Annotated in this window: 7 protein-coding genes and 1 pseudogene; all 8 read right to left on the bottom strand. The window is 57.7% G+C overall.

Features of this window, described 5'->3' with window-relative positions; all coding sequences use genetic code 11:
• Nucleotides 1-41 precede the first annotated feature (41 nt).
• Nucleotides 42-968, bottom strand: a complete 927-nt coding sequence (locus PQQ51_RS31935; protein ID WP_408501191.1) for a LysR family transcriptional regulator — start codon at nucleotides 966-968, stop codon at nucleotides 42-44.
• Nucleotides 969-1,291: 323 nt separating this feature from the next.
• Nucleotides 1,292-2,506: pseudogene (locus tag PQQ51_RS31930) on the bottom strand (ISKra4 family transposase); the annotation flags it as partial.
• 672 nt (nucleotides 2,507-3,178) lie between these two features.
• Nucleotides 3,179-3,898 (bottom strand): IS6 family transposase, encoded by a 720-nt coding sequence (locus PQQ51_RS31925; RefSeq protein ID WP_459252358.1) that lies wholly within the window; start codon nucleotides 3,896-3,898, stop codon nucleotides 3,179-3,181.
• Between the two features lie 106 nt (nucleotides 3,899-4,004).
• On the bottom strand, nucleotides 4,005-4,568 hold the full coding sequence (locus PQQ51_RS31920; protein ID WP_408501190.1) for a hypothetical protein: 564 nt from the start codon (nucleotides 4,566-4,568) through the stop codon (nucleotides 4,005-4,007).
• A gap of 55 nt (nucleotides 4,569-4,623) precedes the next feature.
• Nucleotides 4,624-5,598 carry a hypothetical protein gene (locus PQQ51_RS31915; protein WP_408501189.1) on the bottom strand — a complete coding sequence of 325 codons (975 nt, stop codon included), beginning with the start codon at nucleotides 5,596-5,598 and terminating at the stop codon, nucleotides 4,624-4,626.
• A gap of 5 nt (nucleotides 5,599-5,603) precedes the next feature.
• Nucleotides 5,604-7,049 carry a CHASE2 domain-containing protein gene (locus PQQ51_RS31910; protein WP_408501188.1) on the bottom strand — a complete coding sequence of 482 codons (1,446 nt, stop codon included), beginning with the start codon at nucleotides 7,047-7,049 and terminating at the stop codon, nucleotides 5,604-5,606.
• Nucleotides 7,050-7,217: 168 nt separating this feature from the next.
• A complete protein-coding gene (locus tag PQQ51_RS31905) occupies nucleotides 7,218-10,112 on the bottom strand; it encodes a caspase family protein (protein ID WP_408501187.1) in 2,895 nt (964 codons plus the stop codon).
• A gap of 629 nt (nucleotides 10,113-10,741) precedes the next feature.
• Nucleotides 10,742-11,935: a tyrosine-type recombinase/integrase gene (locus PQQ51_RS31900; protein ID WP_408501186.1), complete on the bottom strand. Its 1,194-nt coding sequence runs from the start codon at nucleotides 11,933-11,935 to the stop codon at nucleotides 10,742-10,744.
• Between the last annotated feature and the right edge of the window lie 9 nt (nucleotides 11,936-11,944).

Below are 11,944 nucleotides of genomic sequence, written 5' to 3'. Positions count from 1 at the left end.
CCAATGTGCGCAACGAGTATTGGCCGGGCACCGAGATGGCGTCATTCTCTCGTCGGTACCCATGCTAGTTCATCGCCGACGTCGCAACAGAATTCAGCAGTGAGTGTGGCGATAAGCTCCGCGATCTCACCGGGGAGCTTGGAGTCAGTCGTGTCAACATATGCCAGATGAAATTCGAAAGGGGGAAATCGTGGCAGTGATGCTATACGCATGAGCTCCCCCGTCGCAAGTTCGCGCGACACAACAGCTTCAGGGACGATCGCGATGCCTAACCCGTCTCTTGCTAGCCGCACAATGGTCGCCAGCGAGTTGGACCAACAGATTTTGATCTGTGAGAAAGCTTTCGGACTGAAGTACCCCCGAAAAGTTTCGTAGGGCAGGGAACCCTTCGGATAGGAGATGACCGGTACGTCTCCTAACTTATCGAGACTGGCCAGAGTCGGCTCAAGGTTCAGGGACGGGCTCATCACCCACGATGCAGCCAGATTCAGAAGCGGGCGGCTGACGATATGGCCGCTACTGCCGGTCGCCATTGTCAATATCAGATGCAGTTTGCTGTCAGCCAGATCCCTGGCGAGATCAACGCTTTGGCCTGCGTGTAGTTCGAAACTAACTCTCGGATAGGCTGCCCGGAGATGTTTGATTATCCTGGGCAGCAGCGTAAAAGCGATGGTGTCGCTTACGCCAATCCGGATGGTGCCTCTCAGATTTCCCTTGTCGTTGACCTTCTCGTTGAATTCAGCGGCGTAGCGCAGCAGACGTTCCGCTGGCAGAAGCGCTCGCTCGCCGTGTTCGGTGAGCGCATTAGCCTTGCTGTCACGCTGAAAGAGTTTGACACCAAGTTCTTCTTCTAGCGCACCAATCCTTGCCGAGACGGCCGCCTGGCTTATATGCAACTGGTCCGCAACCAGCGCAAAGCTGTGCAGCCGTGCAGCCCAGACAAAGGTTTCGAGAAATCGCAGGTTCATTGATGTGGATGATATATAGACGAAACCGGACGTTGTGGCTCGCACTGGCCAACCGACGAATGTTGGAATAGTGTGCCCGAACGGTAAGGGGATTGCGAGTCAGTCAATCCCCGGATTAGCGAGCAAAGTGGAATAACTTATAAAACCCGCGATAAATGAAATAAAACCGCCCATATTTGTGCGATAGTGAGATTTTTTCGTCTCAAAATCTAGGAGAGGCCTAGCCATCCAGATTTATTTGGGTTGTTAAATGGCCAAACGGGCGAAATAAATGACTAATCGGGAACAATAAGGAGAGTGAGCCATTCCGGGGGCTGGAGTCTCTATGCCGCCTCCTTTAGCGCCGTTGGTTCTTCCCCTCTCATTCCCGGAAACCAGCGAGCGAAGGTTTTCCGCAGATCGTCGTTCAGGACTTGCACGCGGTTTGCAGCAGCAGATGCGCGCCGCGCTGGGTCCAACCCATCTGTTATTTTTTCACAAAGCGCTTGCTGACCACGTAGTTCACGGTCGACTCGACAAACGCTGTGGAGATCGTCTCGTCGTGCCGGTAGCGGTCGCCGTAGTTCGGAATGAACGCCTGGTTGGCTTCGATATAGCTGTGGAATTCTCGTACCGCTTTCTCCAGCTTCTTCCTGTTCGCCGGGTTTTCTTCCAGCATCCCCAGGTCGTCATCCAGGTCACTGATCCGTTGCAGGGCGTGCAGGACATTGCCATGCCAGAGATTCTATTTGAGGCTTTCCAGGTGTCTCTCTAGATCGGCCAGCCCGGTTGCAGTTGCCGGGTATTTGTCGTCGGGCTTCAGTTCCGCCGTCATCACCTTGATCATCTGCCTCATGACGGTCAAGCGCATGGTGATGTGGAACCAGTCGAGCAGATGTTCGGATTCCGGGCTGAGACAGTGCTGCAGATCACCTACGGTGTCGCCGCCATCCGACAGAAACACGACTTGCTGATTCATTTGCAGGCCCTGCGATTTCAGCACCTCGTAAAGCCGGCGCTTGGGCTTGGTGTCGTGCTTGTTGACGAATGCAAACACCTTGGCGCCGCCCTCGGTCTGGACACTCTTGCCGGCAATGACCTCGAACCAACCTTCGGATTTCGACTTCTGGTCCGAAGCATGCACATAGCCGCCGTCCAGGCCGACCGTCAAGGGGGGGGCTCGGTGGCGGTTGTTTCGCCCAATCGCGGGGACAAACTTCAATGAACTGGAACTGTTCCTCGCCCAGCTCACCCTCGATCCGTTCGGCAACGCATCGCAAGTGGCGCCGCATGGACGTGGAGCTGATCTCTTCGGCGATCGGCAGGATTTCTGTTAGCAACTCAACGCTCAGCCCATAGGACATCAGCGAAGCGAACCTGGTCTCCAGATACAGCAGTTCTGGCGCGCAATGCGAGCTCTGCAGCTCTGCCAGCGGGCTTAAACTATGCCGGCCGTGGTTTTGGCAGGGGCAGTCGTAAAGACGGGGGCTGACGAGGTTGAATTTCCCGAACAGAGTCCGATAAACGAGGGGATGTCGCCCTTTCCGGGTCCGGTGCGAGAGGGTAGCCACGTTCCCTCTCGGAAACGCGGCCCCCGAAGAACTGTACGTGCAAGTTTCCCTGCATACAGCTCGAGCACAGCGTTAAGCGCCGTATTGACGCCGGTCTTGCCATTGCAGCGCAAGCCCTTCGCAAACGTCACATCGTTGATTCGCCTCATTACTGAGGCGAAGGGCGCTGAACCGTAGTCAGACCGGCCACTCACAAGCTGCCCTTCGTTGAATCTCAAATGTAGGCCTACGACAACTGCACCACGCGGAATTCTGCATCTTTTCAGATCAGGGCAAATTTTGAACCCCTATGCGGCCCATTACCGGCCGCCGTTCGCTTTTTCCACGTTCTCATACCCGCTTCCTCAACAGCGCCCCTCACGGGTTGCCTGCCTTGATTGCGATGAACCGAAATCAAGGCGAAGAATCGGGCTTACCACGTTCCCTTCCTTGCCGACCCGCCAGTTGCGCGAGCCTATCCGTTTAGCACCTGCCTCTTTCCCGATGGCACTTCGACGGCGTACGCTCAAGAGCCAGGAGCGTAACCAGCCATTCACCTTTTGGTTTGAGCCTAACAGCAGCTTTGGCTCATCTTGCATTACGAGAATTCGAACGGCAGTTCACTTGGCTCCGGTGCAAATAGCTGGCCTAACCGAGATGTTTCCTATAGATATGGATACCTTATCGATCGAACAGGACAGCATTCCAGACGGCGGGCGCAGCGGCATCTTCGAGCCCGAGCATGGCGAGGTTGAACTGCCCCTTGCGAATGCGGTGCGTTAACTCGATACCGGCAATCGTGGTCGCGGCGCTCCTGAACCGTTTGAAGCCGAGCATCACGTTCGTTCTGGACTTGATGTTTCGATGGTCCTGCTCGATCAAATTGTTCAGGTACTTCGAGGACCGGACCTTCGTGTCCTCAGCCAGCAGACCATCGGCCTTCATTTCACGCACCGCCCGGTGCGAAGCAGCATACCCATCGAGCGTGATCGTCTCCGGCGGCTGGCCCTGATGTTTGATCGCCTTTCCGAAAAAGGCTTTGGCCGCGCTCACGTCGCGCTTTGCCCTGAGCATGAAGTCCACCGTCTGGCCGGTTCGATCCACTGCCCGGTACGGATAAACCCATTTGCCACGAATCTTCAGGTAGGTTTCGTCGACACGCCATGACCGCCCTGCGGGTATACCAAAACGATTCCAGCGCTTGACGAACTCCGGCGTAAAGCGCTTCACCCAACGCATAATCGTGGTGTGCACCAGCGACAAACCGCGCTCGGCCATCATCTCGGCGAGATCGCGCAGGCTGAGCTTGTAGCGAAGGTACCAGCGCACGCAGAGAATGATGATCTCCCGATCAAAATGCCGCCGATTGAACATCCCCTCCAGACCTTCGCGCTTGCTCATCACCGGTCACCAGTTTGTCAGGCTGAATACTTTAACTGATTCGCCGAGCCTATTTGCACCAGTACCCTTCAGGCCGTCATTGCCGCGCGCTGCGAACTGATGCGCATCACTTCGACTTGGCGTCAGCCGGTTTGCCGCCTATCCACTGACCGGTGTAATCCGCAACAACCGCTCCACTTTGCGGATCGTAGAGCACACCATGCCCTTGGCCCTGCGGATAGGTGCCTCGAATTTGCCCCGTATATTCAAAGATCTTTTGGCCTGCGCTGTCACGGGTGATCGTTCCCTGGCCGCCCGTCCTGCCGCTCTCTGCGTCATCGACTTCCAAACGCGTATGGACGCCGTCCAATATCACGTCAACCACCGCGTGTCCGTTAAATATGCCCTTCGTAAAGTTGCCGAAAATCACTTTGGTTCCGCTATAACCGGAATGGATCGTTGCTGTGCCCGAGCCCGTTACGAATCCGTCCTTACAAGCGCCAGTCCATTCGGCCTTGGACCCTCCCATTGCGTCGTAGATGTAAAGCCAGCAGTACTTGCCTGTCACCTGAACCCAAGTGTCGGTGTATGGGTCAATACCTGGTGGACGTGGCGCGTCCTGCGCGACGACGCAAACAGGTATCGCACATGTTGCAAGTAAGGTCGCGTAAGCAAGTCTGATTTTCGGCATGGCCAATCTCCAATAAGTAGAAGTCCGTTTCTGCGCTCCCGCTATTCATCCTGAGTCAGGGCTGGCACTCCGGTACGTCTCCCCAACGCGCGAGCCATTCTTTCGCAGGTGCCCACTTGCAATCCATCGCGGCAACGTTCTGCATCGCCTCGAATGCCCAGCGGCCGCGATCCGTGGCTGATAACCAGGTTTGGTAGTAAAGGGCGCGCTCGTTGTCGGGCAACGATGCACTCTCAAGCGTCGCAGGCATGTCCGGCACTTGCGTCACTGCGATGAGGCTTGTTTCTGTTTCGGCCGTGCCGTTTGCATCGACGACTGAGAGGCGGTAGCGGCCGGGAGTGAGGTGCGTGCGGGGTAGCGTGACCGAGCAGCGGCTCTGAATGTTCGACATTTCTGCTACGGGGGTGCTGTTGTCCGCAGGGCTCAGTCGGACCACAAATGGTGCGGCGCCGCCGTGCCACGCTACGAACAAAGCGCGATCACCAGACAGGATTTCCGACTGATCTGCTGCGAAAATCGGAACGTCAAACTTGGTTGGTTCGTCTGTCTTTCCGCCGGTGTTGTAGCAGGTCTTTTGGTCAAATGCACCTTTGCTCGCAGTAAGCGTCAAACCGTTTTCGCTTTGATCCGCTCCCTTCAACTGAGCTTCAAACCAGGCACCCAGGGCGTGAGGCAGGCCGGACAGTGCTGGGCGCCGGACGACGTAATCAGGCGAAGCATCTGATGCGCCGTGTGAATGACTCCGCGCGCCTTCCACCAGATTATCCGCAATGTATCGCAGCATTACGACGCCATTAGAGTCGCTCACGTAAATCTGATCGTCCGGATAGAGGGGAACGCTGTCATTGGCGACATTCACCCACCGACCATCTCGCTTGATGCGTACGACATCACGAATTTTCAGGCTGTTTGGATAGACGTGTTCGATGTAGGCGACGGGTTCCGCAGCCGCTAACGCGTCGCGCGCCGCACCGAACCATACGGCCAACATAGCGAACACAAAGACTGGCAGCAATCGGATCTTTCGCATGGTTATCAGCCTGAATGGTGTGTTGCAGAGTGGTCGGCCTCGTGAGCTTGTCGCCATTTGCGGTACACAAGATATTCTTCGAAATTCGACACGATTCGGTGGACATACATAGCGAGCAGAGGCGTCGAGAATTCGAACCAGTAACCTGAGCGTAGGACCGCCAGATTCAGAAGAATCAGAAGTGGCACGAACGTGACCAGAATCAAGACCCCGCCGACCCACGAATCCGCCCGCGCGAACACCAGTCCAACAACCACAATCAGCACGATGCTGCTCAGCATTTCCAGATACTTCGGTAATTCCCTGATCGGGCCGAACGTGAGCAGCGACTGCAGCGCATTGGCGATAATCATGGAGCCAGGCATCGCGCCGAGGGGCGTGGAGTGCCAGTCGCGTGCGGAGTCGGAAGATTGACCGATTACAACGATACGTCCACTCAAATTTGCTGGGACGTGCGCATCGTGCTGGAGCACCTTCAACGCAGACAACACGCTAATTCCTGCGGCTTGAGGGGGATATCGCTCCTGATAGAGAATCCGGCTGGAAGGGTCGAACCGGGGTATGCCATTAATTTTCGGTTCATCTATTCCGGACTCAGCTTCGTTTCCAAATAAGTGCGCCGTTTCACGGCGCCAGTCGCTGTCCGGAGACTCTTCCGGTTCTTTTCCAATGCCCTCTGGACCTGTCAGGCAAACGCCGCCCGGCTTTGTCGATGTCTGAGCGGGGCGGCCGTGTTCGAGGCGATACACGGCGAGTTGGACGGAGGGAATCACCGTCCAACGGCCGAGCCCCGTATTGTTGGCGACAACATCGTTCGAATCCGGCTGACAGCCCGCGCGCCATAGCAACCAGCTGCGCACCACTCCGTCTGTCGATACCTCGAAGTAGGGCGCGGCGTAGTCCAACTTGCCATGTGACGCGGACACAATTGGATCAAGGATCGACGGTTGCCACACCGGAGCAAGCCGGTCAGCGAAAACCAATGGGCGGCGAGCGGTTTTCATGAACAGAATATGCTGTTCGGGTTTCAGACTGGGAACGAGTTGCTGGATGCCAGTCTTGAAGACTTCGTCTTCGTTGTCATTCGGCGCCTCGATGGTTACGTCGACCAGGACGACTCGCGCGCCGGAGCCCGTTGCGTAGCTGATCAGATTCAACAGCGGGGCGCGCGCCGCGCGATAAGGGCCATTGCCCCACTCTGGAGACCGCCATGTCTCTTCATCGATATCAATCATCGTTACTGGCGGGGCACCTCGCGCCACACTTGATTCGATAGCCGCATTGCCGCGCATAGCCGCATCCATCGCCCAATTTTTCATGCCAATCGCCAGACCGTGATCGCCGGCGAAGCTGAGTAGGAAGTCGATGCTAAAGCCAATCGCGATATTGACAATCCAATGCGTTTTCCAATGATCGATGGCATGCCATCGATCACGCGCATGGGAAGCCAATGAGTGAGTGGATTCTCCAAGGTGCTCTACGTGATGCTTGGACCTTCGTCTTATGTCGAGGAGCAGGTCAGCTGCTTCACGTGGCAAACGAGCTACCAACGCGCCAAGGCGCCTGATGGTTGCTATGAACCGGGTCCAGTGGCTTGCTGTTGAAGGTTTCAACGTATGTCAGCGGGTAGCAAGCGTGAAGTCTTCGAAACCCCCTGTCGGCATGATAAACAGGGGGGCTTGACGCTGTTCGGTCATGACCGGTACACGTTTGCTCACATAACGTCCGAGATCAAGAACAGTGATGGTGCCGGACTGCTCCGGATCCGCCTTTGCGTCGACGATGCCTTCCAGAAGTGCCTTGGTAAATGCACCGTCGCCCCACTTGGCGTCCTCGTATGACGGCTGATCTGCCTTGGCGGCGGTCAATGCCACGACCCCGTACTCCGAACGGCCGAGAGTCGTGGCGAGCGATTCCCCATTCGATGCGCTGAGATGACCGCCGACCGCACCGCCCGAGTAGCAGGTATCGATCAGGAATATCGCTTTGTTTCCGGCGCCTGCGAAGGTCATCAGCGCCTGGCGAATCTGTCTGTAATCCACGCCCGTATCCCGTGGCTGATTCGGATTGAATTCGGTTGGTGCGAAGAAATAGTTCTGGTCGGGTGTTTGAAATCCATGCCCCGAGAGAAAAAGGATGCCAACGTCGTCTCCGGTCACCTGACCTTGCAGCCACGTCAAGCCCGCCTGAATCGCGGCACGCGTTGCTTCGCCGTTGACGAGGAGCTTCGTATTGACGCTCTCGTAAGCCTTGCCCTGCTGAGATTGCATCGCAGCCACGAACTGTTGAGCGTCGTGATCTGCGAAATTAAGCTGCAGGTCGGTGCGCTGATATTGTGAAATGCCAACGGCCAGAATGAACAGACGTGGTTTGTGCGCCGCCGCGGTGCCCTGCGCGCCGCTAGACAGCGAAGCCCCACCGCCCCATGAGATTGGAATAACGAGTGCCGGAGACGTGCCGTTGCGGTTGTCCGCATAGAGTTCGATTGTCGAGTCGTGCGGGGGCAAACCTGTCACGGTCAGATGATGCACGCCGTCGACAGAGTCACGTTCGGCAGCGCGTACTCGCGGTTGCCACTGCCCGTTCACTTTCACTCTCGGCTCACCCACTATTTCTGAATTGTCCGATGCGTTCACTTTGTAGTCGAGCGAAATACGGTCCGAGTCGAATCGCTGCGGCGCTAAGACCAGTACCAGCGCTGGTGGGAGTTGAGTAGCAACAACGGCTGGCGTGACGCGTTCGTCTTTGCGATCGGATGCGGCGTTGGCGAGGCGTAGCGCCTGATCTTCGTCGAACGTTTTGAGTAACTGCGAAATGACATCAGGACGTCGCAGAGTGTCGGCGAATCGCGAGGCCGGATAGAGATCAGGTGCCTGGCTTGCGCCGCGGCTGACAAGCCATCCAATGAGATCCTCGCTGCCGGGAGCCGCGTCGTAATAGCCGGATGGCGTCCAGAGGACCCAGCGCTTGCCGTCGGGTTGGACGAACAGCGCAAGCAACTCCTGACCATCGGTGGCGCGATACCAGCGTATCGTGCCGTCCGCGTTGCCGGTCACAACCATGCGGGCATCACCCGACAGATTGGCCAGCTGGACGGAAATTGGAGAGGGGCGATTCCATATCCTCGAGCCATTCGTGTCCGAAAGACCGAAGCTAAAAGGGCTACCAAGCAGGACGCGCGTCGCCGTGACGACAGAGTAATTGCTACCCGAATAAGCGCTGCTTGAAGTCGAGGCGACTGGCGCGACAAGAGTTGAGGGTATCGTGGTCGCTTGCATGAGCCTGCGCGTCGCCAGCGAGAAGATGACGGGGTTATTCCCGAAGCGCGCGAGCCCGAACGATACCGTCATGCCATCCGCGGAAATCCGGAAATTTTTCTGCCCGTCACGGAAGTCTGGAAGCTCGGCGGCCTTGTCGAGTGTATTCGGTCCGGCGTCTGCTACACCCCAAGCCGAACTGAGAGCGACGTAGGCAACGCCCTTGGGCAAAGCTTTCATGCCGGTAATCATCCATGGCGCCGAGACTGGCACCACTCGTTCTCGCCCGTGTCCGACGTCATCCCATGCGGAGATGTGCGCATTTTGATCGCGGTTGTAGCCGGTGGCATACAGCGTCTGCCCGTCGGCGGACCATGTGAGCCGGCTTGTGTCTTCTATGTTGGAGTTGGCTCCGCTTGTCGCTTCGCCGGCCTCGGCATTGATAACGAACCTCGCCGACAGATCCTTTGCGGCCACGATGTCTATCTCGCGCCCACTTTGTCGGCCAACCGCCAACTGTTTGCCGTCAGGCGAGAAACTCAACACGATACGTTGCGTGCGTCCGGGCTGAGCGCCCTGCGCGGACGCTTGAGCAAGCGGACGAAATTTCTCGTCGTACAGCTTGACCGTGTCGTGCATGTCGGCAGTCGCGAAAAGGCCGCCGCGACCGAACGCGATATCCACAATCAGGTTAGTGCGATCCTCTGGCTCGCTTCGAACCAGCTCCCACGTCGAGGTACGCCAGACGCTAAAGCCGTGGAATGTTACTGCGGCGACAAGGCTTGCGCCGTCAGGGGAGAAGGTCAGCGCTCTGGCCCGTTGCGGCATGCCGGGTATTTCTCTGATCACGGCGCCCGTCGATGTATCGAACAGCAAAATGCCATATGTTCCGGCGCCGACGTCGTGAGTCGACGTGCCGGTGACGGCCGCGATTCTTCCATCGGGCGACAGCGCGCCTACGTCGAGGCCGGAACTTGACGGATCGTTCGAAATGACCGGCGCGCGCAACACACGAAGTAGATGCCCTTGAGGGAGCGACCAGAGACGCGCGGTGCCGTCGCTCGATGCAGTCAGCGCCAACCGACCCGCAGCGTCGGTGTCAATCGACGTTACCGGTCCCGAATGCATTTCCGTGTTAATGCGCAACATCGGCTGCACAGAGGTGGACGAGGCCGCATGGGCGAGTATCAAGTCGCCGAGCATCCATACAATCAGGATTGTCGCGACCATTTTCCAACTGCCGGAATGCGTTTTCAATTCGCTACCTCATTCGATCTCGACTGCGTGCGGTGCGGGACTCATTTCGGAGTGGTGCGTGAGATATTCGAAGGCTATGTGAACAACGAAGCTGAATGGACAGCAGCGCCTGCTCGCGATCCGCCTAATCATGGCGAGAAAGGAATGTTAGGTAAATCGAGGACGACAGTTTTCAGAAACCATTAACCTTTCGGTAATCTGTTGCGATCACCGGGAAGGTTGGTTCATAAGCCATGCGGTTGCTGTGCAACTTCTTCAAGCGGCGGCGGAAGCGAGGTCAAGCATATCCAGCTGCTCTTGCCACAAATGTTCGGAGCCCCACATGCAGCGTCACAAGTCGACTGTAGTGAGGCGCTTTTCGAGACGATTAGTCGTGCAAACGTAGGGAAGGCAGATGGGCGTTATTTAAATGTTGGAAATTCGAATGAAAACGAAAGAAATATCCTCATCCGGCCGAGATCGTTAAGGCTCGTTCGACGCCTGCCAGCAACGCGCGGTGGCGCGGTCACATTCCCGCGGACGATGGCAGGCGTTGAACAACGACTTGAGGCATTCCGTGCGTACAGCGACCGCTCGTTGCCTACCAGTCGCAAATTAGCTATGTCGACCTTCGATCGATTGTCGTTGTGCTACCAGTTAAGTCTCAGTCCGGCCTCTGTTGCACGATGCCGATCGTCGTCGTCCGCATGCAGGTACTGGCTAGTGGTCGAGATCGATTCATGCCCCAGGTTGTCCCGCACGTATCGCAGATCGACTTGCCCGTCCATCATATGTGAGCCCGCTGTGTGCCGCAGCCAATGGGCAGAGGCCTGGCGCAACCGTTCTGCGGCCCGCTCGTGCGCTTCGCCCGTCGATTGCAAGTGCCCGATCGCATTGTCGAACACCTGTTTGGTGATCAGGTGCACGGCGCCGCGTGTCATTGTCCGGTGGGTGCCACCGATCGGCAACAGCAGCGGCGTCGTTTCACCGCCATAGGGGAGGGCGGCCAGACCGTAGTGTCGACGATAGCGTGTCAGCTCCTCCATCAGTTCGTTCGTCGCCGGCAGCAAACGTTCCTTGTCGCCTTTGCCGGTGATCGTCAGCCACCAGCGATCCTGGCCGTCGCGATCACGCCGTCTAAAAAAGCCCCCCATCGGATTGCTCACGACTTCCGAGATGCGCAGACCCATCAGGTACAGCAGCGAGATCAGCCAGCGCACCCGTGCGTAGTGCTCCTGCTCCCGCGCGGTGTCACGGGGCATCGCGTCGATCGAGGTTTTGACGGCCTGCCAGAGATCGTCCTCGAGGAAGCGCGTCACCCTCGGCTGAGCCTTGCGGGCCCGTTGGCGCGACAGAGACAGCGGATTGCCGGCGAGATACCCCGCATTGACCAGCCATGCGAACAGCGTATTCAGAATCACAAACGCCTGTCGCTCGCTCGGGGGTGAGAGCGGTCCCGCGAACGGCCGCCAGGATGGGTCCGCGCGGGCCACCTTGCGACCAGTCATGACCCAGCGTTGCGCCGGTTGCGGGTCCGACACAAACCGCCGATAGACAAGGAGGTCTTCGTGCGTGAGCGAGGAAAGCGGCTTGCGCAGTTCGGTGGTCGACCACAGCAGCAAGCGTTCGGACTCCTTGCGGTAGGTGTCGAAGGTTGCCTTTGTGTCGACGAATCGCGCGAGCCACGCCCGGATCGCGTCGACGTCGTTTTGGGCCGCAATTTGAGGCCGGGCGCCGAGCGAGCGGTTCGTGCCGAGGCTACCGTCGAGCTCTGGTGGGAGATACAAGTTCTCGATCGGCACGGGGGTGCCGCCGGACACACGGAGGGGCTCAGGAAACGGCATAGCAACGAA

The sequence above is a fragment of the Paraburkholderia xenovorans genome (assembly GCF_046030735.1).
Classification (GTDB): domain Bacteria; phylum Pseudomonadota; class Gammaproteobacteria; order Burkholderiales; family Burkholderiaceae; genus Paraburkholderia; species Paraburkholderia xenovorans_A.
This window is presented reverse-complemented; position numbering and strand designations above follow the sequence as displayed.

Coding starts and splice junctions, on each gene's coding strand:
- PQQ51_RS31925 (WP_459252358.1), bottom strand. CDS start 3,898: ATGAGCAAGCGCGAAGGTCTGGAGGGGATGTTCAATCGGCGGCATTTT.
- PQQ51_RS31900 (WP_408501186.1), bottom strand. CDS start 11,935: ATGCCGTTTCCTGAGCCCCTCCGTGTGTCCGGCGGCACCCCCGTGCCG.
- PQQ51_RS31920 (WP_408501190.1), bottom strand. CDS start 4,568: ATGCCGAAAATCAGACTTGCTTACGCGACCTTACTTGCAACATGTGCG.
- PQQ51_RS31935 (WP_408501191.1), bottom strand. CDS start 968: ATGAACCTGCGATTTCTCGAAACCTTTGTCTGGGCTGCACGGCTGCAC.
- PQQ51_RS31915 (WP_408501189.1), bottom strand. CDS start 5,598: ATGCGAAAGATCCGATTGCTGCCAGTCTTTGTGTTCGCTATGTTGGCC.